The sequence below is a fragment of the Variovorax sp. NFACC27 genome, assembly GCF_048301545.1.
Classification (GTDB): domain Bacteria; phylum Pseudomonadota; class Gammaproteobacteria; order Burkholderiales; family Burkholderiaceae_C; genus Variovorax; species Variovorax gossypii.
Window position 1 is genome coordinate 2,177,138 of the sequence record NZ_CP157613.1, and the last position, 16,976, is coordinate 2,194,113.

The 16,976-nt window shown below is 66.9% G+C and carries 8 protein-coding genes; 6 read left to right on the forward strand and 2 right to left on the reverse strand.

Annotated features, from left to right (window positions below):
• Window positions 1-16: 16 nt before the first annotated feature.
• From ABL840_RS10335 to ABL840_RS10355, 5 genes are all read left to right on the forward strand, one after another.
• Window positions 17-1,003 (forward strand): malate dehydrogenase, encoded by a 987-nt coding sequence (locus tag ABL840_RS10335; protein ID WP_093307010.1) that lies wholly within the window; start codon window positions 17-19, stop codon window positions 1,001-1,003.
• A gap of 18 nt (window positions 1,004-1,021) precedes the next feature.
• Window positions 1,022-1,807 (forward strand): trans-aconitate 2-methyltransferase, encoded by a 786-nt coding sequence (gene tam, locus ABL840_RS10340; RefSeq protein ID WP_093307011.1) that lies wholly within the window; start codon window positions 1,022-1,024, stop codon window positions 1,805-1,807.
• Complete coding sequence (locus tag ABL840_RS10345; RefSeq protein ID WP_093307012.1) at window positions 1,804-2,802, forward strand: HpcH/HpaI aldolase/citrate lyase family protein; 999 nt, start codon at window positions 1,804-1,806, stop codon at window positions 2,800-2,802. Before tam ends, ABL840_RS10345 begins: the two co-directional genes overlap by 4 nt.
• Before the next feature lie 38 nt (window positions 2,803-2,840).
• Window positions 2,841-3,401 carry a hypothetical protein gene (locus tag ABL840_RS10350; protein ID WP_093198537.1) on the forward strand — a complete coding sequence of 187 codons (561 nt, stop codon included), beginning with the start codon at window positions 2,841-2,843 and terminating at the stop codon, window positions 3,399-3,401.
• Window positions 3,402-3,490: 89 nt separating this feature from the next.
• Window positions 3,491-6,082 (forward strand): bifunctional aconitate hydratase 2/2-methylisocitrate dehydratase, encoded by a 2,592-nt coding sequence (locus ABL840_RS10355; protein WP_093198539.1) that lies wholly within the window; start codon window positions 3,491-3,493, stop codon window positions 6,080-6,082.
• A gap of 84 nt (window positions 6,083-6,166) precedes the next feature.
• Here ABL840_RS10355 and ABL840_RS10360 read toward each other — a convergent pair whose 3' ends face one another.
• Together ABL840_RS10360 and ABL840_RS10365 are read right to left on the reverse strand one after the other, a co-directional pair.
• Window positions 6,167-7,027, reverse strand: coding sequence for a hypothetical protein (locus ABL840_RS10360; protein WP_093198541.1), 861 nt, complete (start codon window positions 7,025-7,027; stop codon window positions 6,167-6,169).
• A 16-nt stretch (window positions 7,028-7,043) separates the two neighbouring features.
• Complete coding sequence (locus tag ABL840_RS10365; RefSeq protein WP_093307013.1) at window positions 7,044-8,180, reverse strand: DUF2827 domain-containing protein; 1,137 nt, start codon at window positions 8,178-8,180, stop codon at window positions 7,044-7,046.
• A 493-nt stretch (window positions 8,181-8,673) separates the two neighbouring features.
• Here ABL840_RS10365 and ABL840_RS10370 point away from each other — a divergent pair, with 493 nt between their 5' ends.
• Window positions 8,674-16,896, forward strand: coding sequence for an ESPR-type extended signal peptide-containing protein (locus ABL840_RS10370; RefSeq protein ID WP_418116242.1), 8,223 nt, complete (start codon window positions 8,674-8,676; stop codon window positions 16,894-16,896).
• Window positions 16,897-16,976: the final 80 nt, after the last annotated feature.

Below are 16,976 nucleotides of genomic sequence, written 5' to 3' on the forward strand. Positions count from 1 at the left end.
CTTCTGGAGTCTTCCCATGAGCAAAAAGCCCGTCCGCGTTGCCGTCACCGGTGCCGCCGGTCAAATCGGTTACGCCCTGCTGTTCCGTATCGCCTCCGGTGAAATGCTCGGCAAAGACCAGCCGGTCATCCTGCAACTGCTCGAGATCCCCGACGAGAAGGCCCAGAAGGCGCTCAAGGGCGTGATCATGGAGCTCGAAGACTGCGCCTTCCCGCTGCTGGCCGGCGTGATCCCCACCGGCGACCCGCTGGTGGCCTTCAAGGATGCCGACTACGCCCTGCTGGTCGGTGCCCGTCCCCGCGGCCCCGGCATGGAGCGCGCCGACCTGCTGGCCGCCAACGCACAGATCTTCACGGCACAGGGCAAGGCGCTCGACCAGGTCGCCAGCCGCAACGTCAAGGTGCTCGTGGTCGGCAACCCCGCCAACACCAACGCCTACATCGCCATGAAGAGCGCGCCCAGCCTGCCGCGCGAGAACTTCACCGCCATGCTGCGCCTGGACCACAACCGCGCCGCCAGCCAGATCGCCGCCAAGACCGGCACGGCAGTGGGCGACATCGAGAAGCTCACCGTCTGGGGCAACCACTCGCCCACGATGTACGCCGACTACCGCTTCGCCACCGTCGGCGGCAAGAGCGTCAAGGACCTGATCAACGACCAGGTCTGGAACGCCGACACCTTCCTGCCCACCGTCGGCAAGCGCGGCGCGGCCATCATCGAGGCACGCGGCCTGTCGTCGGCTGCCTCGGCCGCCAACGCAGCCATCGACCACATGCGCGACTGGGCCCTGGGCTCGAACGGCAAGTGGGTCACGATGGGCATCCCGTCGGACGGCCAGTACGGCATTCCGAAGGACGTGATCTTCGGCTTCCCGGTCATCACCGAGAACGGCAAGTACAAGATCGTCGAAGGCCTCGAGATCGATGCATTCAGCCAGGAACGCATCAACAAGACGCTGAAGGAACTGCAGGACGAGCAGGCCGGCGTCGCCCACCTGCTGTAAGCCAGCCCACCGACCAGCATGCTCGACTGGAACCCCGCGCTCTACCGTCGCTACGAGGACGAGCGCACCCGTCCCGCGCAGGAACTCCTTGCGCGGGTGCCGCTGACCGAAGCGGCCCGCGTGGTCGACCTCGGGTGCGGCCCGGGCAACTCCACCGAGCTGCTGGTCAACCGGTTCCCGAAGGCGCAAGCCCTCGGAACCGACAACTCCGAAGCCATGCTGGTCAGCGCGCGCGAGCGCCTGCCGCAGGCACGCTTCGAGCAGAGCGACATCGCGACCTGGGCGCCGCAGTCCGCTGAAGAAGCGCCCAACCTCATTTATGCCAACGCGTCCCTGCAGTGGGTGCCCGATCACGAGAAGCTGATCCCGCGCCTGTTCGACGCGCTGGCGCCGGGTGGCGTGCTCGCCATCCAGATGCCCGACAACCGGCAGGAGCCCACGCACCGGCTGATGCGCGCTCTCGCCGCCGAAGCTCCCTGGGCGGAGCGCATCGGCGACGCGGACAAGCTGCGCACGCTGCTGCTCGACCTGCGCGGCTACTACGACCTGCTGGCGCCGTGCGCCGCGAACGTCGATGTCTGGCACACCATCTACCAGCACCGCATGGCCGATGCGGCCTCCATCGTCGAATGGGTGCGCGGCACCGGCCTGAAGCCCTTCGTCGATCGCCTGCCGCCCGACCTGCAGGCGAGCTACCTCGCCGAATACCAGCGCCGCGTCGACGAGGCGTATCCCGTGCGCACCGACGGCAAGCGGCTGCTGGCCTTCCCGCGCATGTTCATCGTCGCGCAGAAAAAAGCATGACGAGCACGGCACACCCCGCTGAAGTGCTGCTCGGTGCACAGGCCGGCGCGGTGACGCTGCCCGTGTGCGACCACTACAGCGGCGTGGAAGCGCGCATGAAGAAGAGCCTCGCGCTCCAGGCCGAGATGGCCGAGGAGTTCGGCGCCTGCGTGTTCGACGTCACCCTCGACTGCGAGGACGGAGCCCCCGTGGGCGGCGAGGCCGAGCATGCCGCGCTCGTCACAGAGCTCGCGCTGGCCGCGAAGCCCGGCATGCGCGTCGGCGTGCGGGTGCATCCGGTCGACCATCCCGCCTTTGCGGGCGACGTGGTCACCATCGCCGGTCGCGCCGGCTCGCGCCTGAGCCACCTGATGGTGCCCAAGGTCGAATCGGTGGCCGATGTGTTGCAGGCTGTTGCCGCGCTCGACGCGGCCGATGCCGGCGCGCTGCCGCTGCACGTGCTGATCGAATCGCCCCTGGCGGTACACAACGCCTTCGAGATCGCGGCCCATCCGCGCGTGCAGTCGCTGAGCTTCGGCCTCATGGATTTCGTTTCGGCGCATGCCGGCGCCATCCCGGCCGACGGCATGGGCGCGGCAGGGCAGTTCAGCCACCCGCTGGTGGTACGCGCCAAGCTGGCCATCGCGTCGGCCGCGCATGCCTACGGCAAGGTGCCGTCGCATTGCGTGGTCACCGAGTTCAACGATGCCGATGCGATGCGCACCGCGGCGCGCAAGGCGGCCGGCGAATTCGGCTACACGCGCATGTGGAGCATCCATCCGAACCAGATCTGGCCCATCCTCGAGGCCTTCGCGCCCGACGAGTCGCAGATTCAAATTGCCACAAAAATCCTTGTAAAGGCGGCAGCTGCGGATTGGGCTCCGACACAAATTGATGGCACATTGCACGACCGCGCGAGCTACCGCCATTTCTGGCAGGTTCTGACGCGTGCCCACGCAACAGGGCGCGCGTTGCCCTCCGAGGCGAAAGCCTGGTTTGCATTCGCGGCCTCCTGAAACGAAACCTTCGAACCCAGCCTCAAGGAAACCCACACATGAAGAAAATTGCCCTGATCGCCGCTGTGGCCCTGGCTCTGCCGCTCGGCGCCATGGCGCAGAACGCAGCGCCCGCCAAGCCGGCCGCTGCCAAGTCCACCGAAGCCAAGAAGGCTCCCCCGAAGCGCCAGGTCACCCGCAAGGCCGCCAAGGCCGTCGAGGAAGTCACGCCGATCAGCGACGACACCAACATCGTCCTCACCGATGCCGACCTCGAAGTCGCCAAGCGCGTGTCGGTCGGCAAGGCCCAGTGCGAACTCGGCGCCGACGTGACCGTCACGCCCGACGAGAAGAAGCCCGGCTTCTTCACCGTGAGCACCAAGGGCCAGAAGTACCGCATGCACCCGGTCGAAAGCCGCACCGGCGCCATCCGCCTCGAAGACCCGCGCGCCGGCGCCATGTGGCTCCAGCTCGGCAACAAGTCGATGCTGATGAACCAGAAGGCCGGCCTGCGCATCGCTGACGAATGCCAGACCGACGCACAGATCGCCTTTGCCGCAGAAATGAAGAAGAACCCGCCCAAGGCTCTCTTCGACGGCGCCGACGGCGAGAAGAAGTAAGCGTACCCACCACGGGGTGCGGCGCGGCTCTTGCTTGACCGCCTGGGCCGCCTCGCACGCCCGCCAGATCAGTTTCCGGAGAAAAGAAGATGTTGCAAGCCTACGTTGACCATGTTGCCGAACGCGCCGCGCTCGGTATCCCGCCGCTGCCCCTGAGCGCGAAGCAGACCTCTGAAGCGATCGAGCTCCTCAAGAGCGCTACGCCCAAGGACGGCGCCTTCCTGCTGGACCTGCTCACCTACCGCGTGCCTGCCGGCGTCGACGACGCCGCCAAGGTCAAGGCGAGCTACCTCGCGGCCGTGGCCCACGGCACCGAGAAGAGCGAGTTCATTTCGCGCGCCCGCGCCACCGAACTGCTCGGCACCATGCTCGGCGGCTACAACATCAGCCCCCTGATCGACCTGCTCGACGACGCCGAAGTCGGCGCCGTGGCGGCAGAAGGCCTGAAGAAAACCCTGCTGATGTTCGACCAGTTCCACGACGTCAAGGAAAAGGCCGACAAGGGCAACGCCAACGCCAAGGGCGTGCTGCAGAGCTGGGCCGATGCCGAGTGGTTCACCAGCCGTCCCGAAGTGCCGCAGAGCCTGACCATCACGGTCTTCAAGGTCCCCGGCGAAACCAACACCGACGACCTCTCGCCCGCGCCCGACGCCACCACGCGTCCCGACATTCCGATGCACGCGCTGGCCATGCTCAAGAACAAGCGTGAAGGCACCGCGTTCCAGCCCGAGGAAGACGGCAAGCGCGGCCCGGTCAAGTTCATCGAGTCGCTGAAGGAGAAGGGCAACCAGGTCGCCTACGTGGGCGACGTGGTCGGCACGGGCTCCAGCCGCAAGTCGGCCACCAACTCGGTGCTGTGGTTCACCGGCGAAGACATTCCCTTCATCCCCAACAAGCGCTTCGGCGGCGTGTGCCTGGGCTCGAAGATCGCCCCGATCTTCTACAACACCATGGAAGACGCGGGCGCGCTGCCCATCGAGCTCGACGTGAGCCAGATGGACACCGGCGACGTCGTCGAGCTGCGCCCCTACGAAGGCAAGGCGCTGAAGGACGGCAAGGTCATCGCCGAGTTCAAGGTCAAGAGCGAAGTGCTGTTCGACGAAGTGCGCGCCGGCGGCCGCATTCCGCTGATCATCGGCCGCGGCCTGACGGCCAAGGCGCGCGAGGCGCTGGGCCTGCCGGCTTCGACGCTGTTCCGCCTGCCGCAAAGCCCTGTCGACACCAAGAAGGGCTTCTCGCTGGCGCAGAAGATGGTCGGCCGCGCCTGCGGCCTGCCCGAAGGCCAGGGCGTGCGCCCGGGCACGTACTGCGAACCCAAGATGACCTCGGTCGGCTCGCAGGACACCACCGGCCCGATGACGCGCGACGAGCTGAAGGACCTGGCCTGCCTGGGCTTCTCGGCCGACCTCGTGATGCAGTCGTTCTGCCACACCGCCGCCTATCCGAAGAAGGTGGACGTGAAGATGCACCACGAGCTGCCCGACTTCATCAGCACCCGCGGCGGCGTCTCGCTGCGCCCGGGCGACGGCGTGATCCACTCGTGGCTCAACCGCCTGCTGACGCCCGACACCGTGGGCACCGGCGGCGACAGCCACACCCGCTTCCCCATCGGCATCAGCTTCCCGGCCGGCTCGGGCCTCGTGGCCTTCGCCGCCGCCACCGGCGTGATGCCGCTGGACATGCCCGAATCGGTGCTCGTGCGCTTCAAGGGCAAGATGCAGCCCGGCGTGACGCTGCGCGACCTGGTCAATGCCATTCCGCTGTACGCCATCAAGTCCGGCCTGCTGACGGTCGAGAAGAAGGGCAAGAAGAACATCTTCTCCGGCCGCATCCTCGAAATCGAGGGCCTGCCCGACCTGAAGGTGGAACAGGCCTTCGAGCTGAGCGACGCCTCGGCCGAACGCTCGGCCGCCGGCTGCACGGTGCACCTGAACAAGGAACCGATCCAGGAGTACATCAACAGCAACATCACGCTGATGAAGTGGATGATTGCCGAAGGCTACGCCGACGCTCGCACGCTGCAGCGCCGCATCGCCGCGCAGGAAGCCTGGCTCAAGGACCCGCAGCTGCTCAAGGGCGACGACGACGCCGAATACGCTGCCGTCATCGAGATCGACCTGGCCGACATCCACGAGCCCATCGTGGCCTGCCCGAACGACCCCGACGACGTGAAGACGCTGTCGGACGTGGCCGGCGCCAAGATCGACGAAGTGTTCATCGGCTCGTGCATGACCAACATCGGCCACTTCCGCGCAGCGTCGAAGCTGCTCGAGGGCAAGCGCGACATCCCGGTCAAGCTGTGGATCGCACCGCCCACCAAGATGGACGCGCAGCAGCTCACCGAGGAAGGCCACTACGGCGTGTTCGGCAATGCCGGTGCCCGCACCGAAATGCCGGGCTGCTCGCTGTGCATGGGCAACCAGGCACAGGTGCGCGAAGGCGCCACCGTCATGTCGACCAGCACCCGCAACTTCCCGAACCGCCTGGGCAAGAACACCAACGTGTACCTGGGCTCGGCGGAGCTGGCATCGATCTGCTCGAAGCTCGGCCGCATCCCGACGCGCGAGGAGTACATGGCCGACATCGGCGTGATCAACAGCAACGGCGACAAGATCTACCAATACCTGAACTTCGACAAGATCGAGGACTACAAGGGCGTGGCGGATACGGTCGCGGCCTGATCTGGCCCTTCAGGCGATCCACGGGTCGCCTGAATGAAACAAGCCCCGCTTCGGCGGGGCTTTTTCTTTTTCTCTTTTCTGTTCTCAGATCGGCGGCTGGTTGGGCTGCAGGTGTTCCCGGCCCGCGAGCACCATCTCCGCGCCGGCCGGACCGCCGACCGCATGCGGCAGCGCAGTCAGCAGCGAGTTCGCGAAGTCGCCGCGGTAGAGCTTGGCGCCCTGGTGTGTCAGGTTGGAGTTGGCGTCGATGTAGATCGACTCGCCCAGCCCCGTCCACAGGCGGCAGAAGCCGTAGTCTTCCGACAGGTAGCGGCGTGTCTGCGGATCGACCATGACGTCGAAGAAGCGATAGTGCAGGCCGAGGTCGGCCTCTCCGATGCTGTCGGGCACGTAGTTGAGGTCGGGGTAGCTCGCCATGAGCCGCTCGAATACGCTGCGCTTGATCACCATGAAGCCGGTCGGCGCCTCGGTCATCTTCATGAAGCCGTCGGGCTGCACCTCGAGCTCGACCCGCGAGGTGGTCTCGGAAGCCTTGGCGTTGACCGTGTAGCGCGTGAAGGTGGACTCGAACTGCTGCTGCGTCGTGCCCTCGGCCACTCCGCCCTCGGGCCAGTTCTCCCGCTTCAGCGGATAGACGCCCGCCGCCACGTCGTAGCCCGACAGCAGCAGGCGGAAGGCGGCCTGCGCCGAGAAGCCGATGTCGGCGTCGATCCAGAACAGGTGCGTCCACTGCGGATTGCCGAGGAACTGGGCCACGCAGTTGTTCCGCGCGCGCGTCACCAGGCTCTCGCCCTGGTGCGTGAGCACCTGCAGCCGCATGCCGGCACGCTCGGCCTGGACGGTGAAGTTCAGCATCGAGGTGAGGTAGTTCAGGAAGACCTTGCCGTCGTGGCTCGGCGTGACGATCACGGGGAAGATCTGCCGGAGTTCGGATGGGTCGAGCATGTCGGGTTCCGTGGGCCTATCGGGCGGGGCGCTGCATCAGGCCGAGCAGCAGGTTGTCGTAGACCTCGGTGGCCGCGGCGTTGCCAGGGAGGTAGCGGTCGATCAGCGTGCGCTGGCGCGCGCGGTAGTTTGCCGCGTCGGCATCGTGCGTGTCGATGGCCTCGAGCACGCGGGCGCTGCCCGCGGCCACGTCGTTGCCCTGGTAGTAGTAGCCGAGGTCCGCGCACAGGTGCGCGTTGTGCACCAGCGGGTAGCCCTGCCAGCAGGTCTCCAGGTAGAAGTAGTTCAGTGGGTTCTCCCACTGGTGCGAGACCACGATGTCGGTGTTCTGCGCCAGGAACACGGGTGTTTCGTGCCGGCCCAGGAACACCGCCTTGTGCTCGCGGACCAGGTCGAGCTGGTTCATCAGCGTGATGAACTCCATGTTCTCCTTTGCCAGCCGCTCGGCATTGGTGACCTGCAGCAGCGCGATGGCCTCGGGCCGCGAGCGATACGCCAGCTCGGCGATCAGCACCGGGTAGAGGCAGAACTTCACCACGTTGATGTTCGGCTCCATCACGCTGAGCCGGCGCGCTCCGGCATGCGGCTGGTAGACGCCGCCGTCGGGCAGGTTGCGCGTGCGCTCGTCGAGGAACACCGGGCTCCACACGAAGGGTACGGCGCGAGCCTCGGCCCGACGCAGCACCTCGAAGTAGGGCTGGCTGATGTTGGCCACCTGCGGAACCATCCAGATGTCGTCGTAGCGCTGGTTCACGAACAGGTTCTGTCCCCACAGCGGCTTGCCGAACAGCATCGACTCCATGGCGTGCACGTATTCGAAACCGCAGCAGTACGACACCAGCCGCGCGCCGCGGCGCTTCAGGTAGTCGGTCTGCGCCGCGTCGATCTGGCCGCCGAGCTCGATCAGCACGTCCACGCTGTCCTTGGCCGCCTCGAAGGTCACCGTGGGCCAGCGCGCCTGGTCCCAGGGCAGGGCAGGGGTGATGGGGATGGCCGTCGTGTTAACGAGCACCACCGAAGCCACCGCCGGGCAGTGCTTCAGCGCTTCCGCCAGGAACACGGCGTTCTGCTTGATGCCGTTGTTCCAGAGCGTTTCGGCCTCGTGATGGAGGCCGATGGTGATTCCAATGCGAAGCCTGGATGCGTGGGGCATTGAATTGTTTCTTAAATGTTAATTAGGGCTGGTGGCTATTTTTACGTGAAAAAAATCACGGGATTTGATTTGTGGCGGCGTGATTAATTTCACGATTCTAAATAGCCCTGTGAACTTTTTGGCAAAAAACGAGCGCTGATATGGCGTCAGGAAAAAATCAGCCGGAAGGAGGCGAGATGGGTGAAGTTCGTCGCAGATAAGGTGGTTGAGTGGCCTGTTGGGTGTCAATTGGAACCTCGTTTCATGGTCCTCGGCTGATTTCAAGGTCCTCGATATCGGATGCTTTTTGAAATTTTTGTGAACTAAATCATCAGAGGTGATTTTGAAGATTGCTGCAGCGCACCTGAAATGTAAACAACTCCGTACATTCCAGCATTCCTGTAATTGAGTGCTGCCGAGACCGGCGCTCCAGCGATGGACCCTGACGTGGGATGCATCGCATTTCTTGTCGATACGAACCGAGTCCATCCAATCACCGCGAGCCGAATAGCAAATGAACAAGTCCTACAGAAGCATCTGGAACGAATCCCTGGGAGCCTGGGTTGCAGCCTCGGAGATCACTTCTGCACGCGGCAAGCGAAGCGGTTCGAGCGTGACTGCGGTGGCGGCGGCGATCGGCCTGGTGATTGCTTCCTTCGGCTTCGCTCCGCAGGCGGGGGCCACTGTGATCGGGCCGACGACGGGGTGCACGACCGGTAGCGGCACCGGGCCCGACGGCACGACCAGCTATGGGGCGACCGCCAATCCCATCGACGGTTCGGGTGTCTGGTCGAACGTTGCCGGCTGTTCCGCGAACGGCGGCAACTTCCTGGGCGTGACGCTGTTCGGCTCCTTCACCACCGCCCAGGGCGTGGGCGCCACGGCGGTCGGCATGGGGTCGGTGGCCAACAAGCTGGCCACCGCGCTGGGCCATCAGGCACAGGCCACTGGCATCACGAGCGTGGCGGTCGGTTTCAATGCCCGTGGTGTCGGTGACAACAGCGTAGCCATGGGCAATGCGGCCAGCGCGCAGGGCGTCAACGGGATCGCCATCGGCCTGAACGCAAATGCCGCCAGCGTCGGTTCCAGCAACCTGGCGATCGGCTGGGGCGCCAACGCGAGCGGCACGGCCGCCGCCCTGGGTGACTCGACCGCGATCGGCACGAGCGCCAAGGCCACCGGCCAGGATTCGACCGCCATCGGCGGCCAGACCACCGCCAGCGGCAAGAACACGCTGGCCATCGGCAACAACGGCACGGCGGCCACTGCGGACGGCGCGACGGCCTTCGGCGTGAGCGCGGCCGCGTCCGGCAAGAACTCCCTGGCGGCCGGTAACGGCACCGTGGCATCGAACACGGGCTCGATCGCCATCGGCAGCAACCTGAGCGGCGTCGCCAATTCGGCGGCCGTCGACGGCATCGCGATCGGTGGTCAGTCGTCGGTCGTGGCCGCCGCCACCTCGGGCATCGCCGTCGGGCGCGGCGCGGTGGTCAACGGCGCCTTCGGCATCGCCCAGGGCGATGGCGTGACCAGCGGCGCCACGGGCCAGAACGTGGCGATCGGCTCCGGCGGCACCACCGCAAACAGCAGCACCGCCGCCGGCGGCGCCGTGGCGATCGGCCGCGGCCAGAAGGCCACCGGCAACGGCGCGGTGGCCATCGGCGATCCGAACACCTCCACTGGCACCGGCGCGGTCACGGTGGGTGCCGACAACACGGCCAACGGCACCGGCGCCATCGCGCTCGGCAACCTCAACAACGCGACCGGCAATGCGGCCGTCGCGCTCGGCAACGCTTCCAATGCAACTGCCGGCGGCGCCGTGGCAATCGGCAGCGCGGCGAACGCCTACGCCTCTGACGCAGTCGCCATCGGCACGGGCGCGCGCGCCAACACCTTCGGCACCGCCGTCGGCATCAGCTCCAACGCCTACGGCCTCAGTTCCTCGGCCTATGGCCAGGCGGCGAGCGCGCAGGGCCTGAACTCGACCGCCGTGGGCTTCAAGAGCACGGCATCGGGTGCGTCGAGCACCTCGTTCGGCGAGAGCTCCAATGCATCGGGTGACTTCTCGCTGGCCATGGGCAACAGCGCGAACGCCATCGGCACGAACAGCGTGGCCGCCGGCGCGGCAGCGCAAGCCAACCAGAGCTCGGGCACTGCCGTGGGTACCTTCGCGCAGGCGACCGGCGCTTCGTCGACCGCCCTGGGCGCGGCCTCCAACGCGGTCGGCGACAGGAGCGTCGCGGTCGGCCGTTCCGCCGTGGCCAACAACACCGGCGGCGTCGCCGTCGGCAATCTCGCCAATGCCGTGGCCGCCAATGCCGTGGCCGTCGGCGTCACTTCCATCGCCACCGGCGCAGATTCGCTCGCGCTGGGCACCAACGCGCGTGCGGCGGCCGACGGCTCCATCGCCATCGGCAAGAACTCGGCGATCGGCTCCAGCACGGATGTCAACACGATCGCCATCGGCACGAACGCGAACAGCTGGGGCGGCAGCATCGCGCTGGGTACCGGCGCGTCGGCCGACCAGATCGGCGTCGCGGCCCAGAACGCCGGCATCGCCATCGGCGGCAACGCCACGACCGATGACCGGACGACCCGCAGCATCGCGATCGGCAATGGCGCGACGGTCAAGCCGCCAGGAGCGACGGTGGTCGATGCCGCGATCGCGCTGGGCGCCAATGCGACCGGCGCCGCGTCGAACACGGTGGCCATCGGTACGCTTGCGAACGCAACGTACGCCAACAGCGTCGCGATCGGCGCGGGCAGCGTGACCGGCGCGGCAGCGCCGACCGGCACGGGCTTCCTCACCGGCACCGCCGCGCCTGCGTCCGAAGTCTCGGTGGGCTCGTCTTCCGCCCTGCGGCGGATCACGAACGTGGCCGACGGCTCCGCCCTCCAGGACGCCGTGACCGTGGCTCAGCTGAGCACCGGCATGAGCACCACGGCCAGCAGCATCGGCAGCCTGTCGACCTCCACGTCGACCGGCCTGAGCACCGCCACCAGCCGCATCAACAGCCTCTCGACGGGCCTGAGCACCACGAACAGCAGCCTCGCGAGCCTGTCGACTTCCACCTCCACCGGCATCGGCAGCCTGTCGACGGGGCTGAGCACGACGAACAGCGCCGTCACCAGCCTCTCGACCGGTCTCAGCACCTCGGCGAGCGGCATCGCCAGCCTGTCCTCGGGCCTGAGCACGACCAATAGCACCGTTGCGAGCCTGTCGACCTCCACCTCGACGGGCATCAACAGCCTGTCGACCGGCCTGAGCACGACCAACAGTGCCGTTGCCAGCCTGTCGTCTTCCACGTCGACCGGCATCACCAGCCTTTCCACTGGCCTGAGCACCGCGACGAGCAGCATCGGCAGCCTGTCCACCGGTCTGAGCACGACCAACAGCAGCGTCGCCAGCTTGTCGTCCTCCACGTCGACGGGCATCCGCAGCCTCTCGACCGGCCTGAGCACGACGAACAGTGCGGTCGCCAGCCTGTCGTCTTCCACGTCGACCGGCATCAGCAGCCTCTCGACCGGCCTGAGCACGACCAACAGCGCTGTCGCCAGCCTCTCGTCCTCCACGTCGACGGGCATCAGCAGCCTCTCGACCGGCCTGAGCACGACCAACAGTGCTGTCGCCAGCCTGTCGTCCTCCACGTCGACGGGCATCACGAGCCTCTCGACCGGCCTGAGCACCACCAACAGTGCCGTTGCCAGCCTGTCGTCCTCCACGTCGACCGGCATCACCAGCCTCTCGACGGGGCTGAGCACCACCAATAGCGCGGTTGCCAGCCTTTCGACGTCGACCTCCACGGGCCTGAGCACTGCGACTAGCAGCATCGGTAGCCTGTCTACCGGCTTGAGCACGACGAACAGCGCCGTGGCCAGCCTGTCGTCTTCCACATCGACCGGCATCACCAGCCTGTCGACCGGCCTGAGCACTGCGACCAGCAGCATCGGTAGCCTGTCGACCGGTCTCAGCACGACGAACAGTGCCGTCGCCAGCTTGTCGTCCTCGACCTCGACCGGCATCACCAGCCTATCGACGGGCCTGAGCACTGCGACCAGCCGCATCGGTAGCCTGTCGACCGGTCTCAGCACGACGAACAGTGCCGTCGCCAGCTTGTCTTCCTCCGCCTCGACCGGCCTCAGCAGCCTGTCCACCGGCCTGAGCACCGCGACGAGCAGCATCGGCAGCTTGTCGACCGGTCTGAGCACGACGAACAGTACCGTCGCCAGCCTGTCGTCCTCCACGTCGACCGGTATCAGCAGCCTGTCGACAGGTCTGAGCACCGCGACGAGCAGCATCGGCAGCTTGTCTACCGGCCTCAGCACGACCAACAGCGCTGTCGCCAGCCTGTCTAGCTCCACCTCGACCGGCATCAGCAGCTTGTCGACGGGCCTGAGCACTGCGACCAGCAGCATCGGCAGCCTGTCGACTGGCCTCAGCACGACCAATAGCGCCGTGGCCAGTCTGTCGTCTTCCACCTCGACGGGCATCAGCAGCCTGTCGACAGGTCTGAGCACGACCAACAGCGCTGTTGCAAGCCTGTCATCCTCCACCTCGACCGGCATCACTAGCCTCTCGACCGGCCTGAGCACCGCGACCAGCAGCATTGGCAGCTTGTCTACCGGCCTGAGCACGACCAACAGCGCTGTCGCCAGCCTGTCGTCTTCCACCTCGACCGGCATCACCAGCCTCTCGACGGGCCTGAGCACCGCGACGAGCAGCATCGGCAGCCTCTCGACCGGCCTGAGCACGACGAACAGCGCTGTCGCCAGCCTGTCGTCCTCCACCTCGACCGGCATCAGCAGTCTCTCGACAGGTCTCAGCACCGCGACGAGCAGCATCGGCAGCTTGTCTACCGGCCTGAGCACGACGAACAGCGCCGTCGCCAGCCTGTCGACCTCCACCTCGACCGGAATCAGCAGCCTGTCCACCGGCCTGAGCACCGCGACCAGCGGCATCGGCAGCCTGTCGACCGGCCTGAGCACGACCAACAGCAACCTGAGCACCCTGAGCTCGTCGGTCAGCTCGATCTACAACACCGGCACGAAGTACTTCCACGCCAACAGCACCGGCGCGGACAGCCAGGCCATCGGCGCCAACAGCGTGGCCATCGGCCAGAACGCGATCGCCACCGGCGACAACAGCGTGGCGCTCGGCGCGGACTCCGCGGCCAGCCGCACCGCGGCGGCGATGACGAACTACGACGCCTTCGGCCTGACGAGCAAGCAGAGCGCCGCCGGCGAGGTGAACGTGGGCAACCGCGTGATCACGGGCGTGGCGCCCGGCACCGCGGACCAGGACGCGGTCAACGTGCTGCAGGTGAAGACGGTCACCGCTTCGCTGTCCAGCGGCCTGAGCACGACCAACAGCAGCGTCGCGAGCCTGTCGACCTCCACGTCGACCGGCCTGAGCACTGCCACCAGCAGCATCGGCAGCCTGTCCACCGGCCTGAGCACCACCAACAGCACCGTCGCCAGCCTCTCGACGAACCTCAGCTCCTCGACCAGCGCCATCAACAGCCTGTCCACGGGCCTGAGCACTGCCACCAGCAGCATCGCCAGCCTGTCGACCTCGACCTCCACGGGCCTGAGCACGGCGACGAGCAGCATCGGCAGCCTCTCGACCGGCCTCAGCACGACGAACAGCAACGTCGCGAGCCTGTCGACCTCCACGTCGACCGGCCTGAGCACCGCGACGAGCAGCATCGACAGCCTGTCCACCGGCCTCAGCACGACCAACAGCAACGTGGCGAGCCTTTCGACTTCGACGTCGACCGGCATCGGCAGCCTGTCGACCGGCCTGAGCACGACCAACAGCAACGTCGCGAGCCTGTCGACCTCCACATCGACCGGCCTGAGCACGGCAACGAGCAGCATCGACAGCCTGTCCACGTCGACCTCGACGGGTCTGAGCACCGCCACCAGCAGCATCAACAGCCTGTCGACCGGTCTCAGCACCACGAACAGCAACGTTGCAAGCCTCTCGAGCTCCACGTCGACCGGCATCAGCAGCCTGTCCACCGGCCTGAGCACGACGAACAGCAGCGTGGCGAGCCTGTCGACCTCGACCTCCACGGGTCTGAGCACGGCAACGAGCAGCATCGACAGTCTGTCCACGTCGACCTCGACGGGTCTGAGCACCGCGACCAGCAGCATCAACAGCCTGTCGACGGGTCTCAGCACCACGAACAGCAACGTCGCCAGCCTGTCGACCTCCACGTCGACCGGCATCAGCAGCCTGTCCACCGGCCTGAGCACGACGAACAGCAGCGTGGCGAGCCTGTCGACCTCGACCTCCACGGGTCTGAGCACGGCAACGAGCAGCATCGACAGTCTGTCCACGTCGACCTCGACGGGTCTGAGCACCGCGACCAGCAGCATCAACAGCCTGTCGACGGGTCTCAGCACCACGAACAGCAACGTCGCCAGCCTGTCGACCTCCACGTCGACCGGCATCAGCAGCCTGTCCACTGGCCTGAGCACGACCAACAGCAACGTCGCGAGCCTGTCGACCGGCCTGAGCACGGCGACGAGCAGCATCGACAGCCTGTCCACGTCGACTTCGACGGGTCTGAGTACTGCCACCAGCAGCATCAACAGCCTGTCGACGGGTCTCAGCACCACGAACAGCAACGTCGCCAGCCTGTCGTCCTCCACCTCGACCGGCATCAGCAGCCTGTCGACGGGTCTCAGCACGACCAACAGCAGCGTGGCAAGCCTGTCGACTTCCACGTCGACCGGCATCAGCAGCCTGTCGACCGGCCTGAGCACGACGAACAGCAGCGTGGCGAGTCTGTCGACCTCGACCTCCACGGGCTTGAGCACGGCCACGAGCAGCATCGACAGCCTCTCCACGTCGACCTCGACGGGTCTGAGCACCGCGACCAGCAGCATCAACAGCCTGTCGACTTCCACCTCGACCGGCATCAGCAGCCTGTCCACCGGCCTGAGCACGACGAACAGCAGTGTCGCGAGCCTTTCGACGTCGACGTCCACGGGTCTGAGCACAGCCACGAGCAGCATCGACAGCCTCTCCACTTCGACTTCGACGGGCCTGAGCACGGCGACGAGCAGCATCAACCGCCTGTCGACCGGCCTCAGCACCACCAACAGCAACGTTGCAAGCCTGTCGACCTCCACCTCGACCAGCATCGGCAGCCTGTCGACGGGGCTCAGCACGGCCACGAGCAGCATCGAGAGCCTGTCCACGTCGACCTCGACGGGCCTGAGCACCGCGACCAGCAGCATCGGCAGCCTGTCGACGGGCCTCAGCACGACGAACAGCAATGTCGCCAGCCTCTCCACCGGCCTGAGCACGGTGTCGAGCACGGTCGACAGCCTGTCCACCGGCCTGAGCACCACGACGAGCAACATCGGCAGCCTGTCGACGGGCTTGAGCACGACCAACAGCAGCCTGGCGAGCCTGTCGACCTCGACGTCGACCGGCCTGAGCACGGCCACGAGCAGCATCGACAGCCTGTCCACGTCGACCTCGTCGGGCCTGAGCACCGCGACCAGCGGCATCAACAGCCTGTCGACGAGCCTGAGCAGCACGAACAGCAATGTCGCGAGCCTGTCGACCTCCACGTCGAGCGGCCTGAGCACGGCGTTCAGCGGCATCGGCAGCCTCTCGACCGGCCTGAGCACGACCAACGTCAACCTCAACAGCCTGAGCACCTCGGTCAACAACATCTACAACACCGGCACCAAGTACTTCCACGCTAACTCGACGGCCGGCGACTCGGTGGCCAGCGGCCAGGAAGCCGTGGCGATCGGTCCGCAGTCGGTGGCCAGCGGCGCCAACTCCTTCGCCGCCGGCAACGGCGCGAAGGCGATGGCCGACGGCGCGGTGGCGGTGGGCTTCGGCGCACAGGCGACGGGCACCAACGCGATCGCCATCGGCACCGGGGCATTGGCCACGGGCTCGCAGGCCATCGGTGCCAATGCACGTGCCGGCGGCGGCGGCGTGGCCCTGGGCGACAACGCGGATGCCGGCGGCACGCCGCTGAGCCAGGCGCAGAACGTCTCCAAGGGCACGGCCATCGGCTTCGGCGCGGTGGTGCAGCAAAGCGGCGGCGTGGCGCTGGGCTCGGGCTCGGTGGCTTCCACCGCGGCGGGCGTGGCCGGCTACGTGCCGGGCAGCGCGACGGCGCAGGACCAGGCGGCCATCAGGGCGACCACCAGCACCCAGGCAGCGGTGTCGGTGGGCGACGCGGCCAACGGCCAGTTCCGCCAGATCACCGGCGTGGCGGCGGGCACGGCCGACAGCGACGCGACCAACGTGGCGCAGCTCAAGGCCGCGTCCGCGGCGGCGAAGGCCAGCAGCGTGCAGTACGCGACCAACCCCGACGGGTCGGTCAACTACAACCAGATCACGCTGGGCAACGGCCAGGCCCCGGGCGGCACGCGCATCAGCAACGTGGCGGCGGGCATCCTGCCGGGCGACGCGGTCAACGTGCAGCAGCTCAACCAGGTGCAGGGCCAGGTCGGCGACGTGGCGCGCATCGCCTACTCGGGCACGGCCATGGCCTTCGCGATGTCGGGCACCTACCTGCCGACGCTGTACCCCGGCGAGAAGACCGTGGGCGTGGGCCTGGGCAGCTACAAGGGCTACAGCGCCGTGGCGCTGACCTTCAAGGCGCTGTCCGACGACGGCAAGATGTCCTGGGGTGCGGGCCTGACGACCACCGGCAAGGAATGGGGCATCAACGCCGGCATCGGCTGGAAGTGGAAATAAGCCACTGAAAGGCCAACGGCCAGCCCTCCAACGGGCGGCTCCCGCGCTTCACGGCGTGGGAGCCGTTCTTTTTGGTACAC

Coding starts and splice junctions, on each gene's coding strand:
- ABL840_RS10360 (WP_093198541.1), bottom strand. CDS start 7,027: ATGCTCGACCCATCCGAACTCCGGCAGATCTTCCCCGTGATCGTCACG.
- tam (WP_093307011.1), top strand. CDS start 1,022: ATGCTCGACTGGAACCCCGCGCTCTACCGTCGCTACGAGGACGAGCGC.
- ABL840_RS10370 (WP_418116242.1), top strand. CDS start 8,674: ATGAACAAGTCCTACAGAAGCATCTGGAACGAATCCCTGGGAGCCTGG.
- ABL840_RS10345 (WP_093307012.1), top strand. CDS start 1,804: ATGACGAGCACGGCACACCCCGCTGAAGTGCTGCTCGGTGCACAGGCC.
- ABL840_RS10350 (WP_093198537.1), top strand. CDS start 2,841: ATGAAGAAAATTGCCCTGATCGCCGCTGTGGCCCTGGCTCTGCCGCTC.
- ABL840_RS10355 (WP_093198539.1), top strand. CDS start 3,491: ATGTTGCAAGCCTACGTTGACCATGTTGCCGAACGCGCCGCGCTCGGT.
- ABL840_RS10335 (WP_093307010.1), top strand. CDS start 17: ATGAGCAAAAAGCCCGTCCGCGTTGCCGTCACCGGTGCCGCCGGTCAA.
- ABL840_RS10365 (WP_093307013.1), bottom strand. CDS start 8,180: ATGCCCCACGCATCCAGGCTTCGCATTGGAATCACCATCGGCCTCCAT.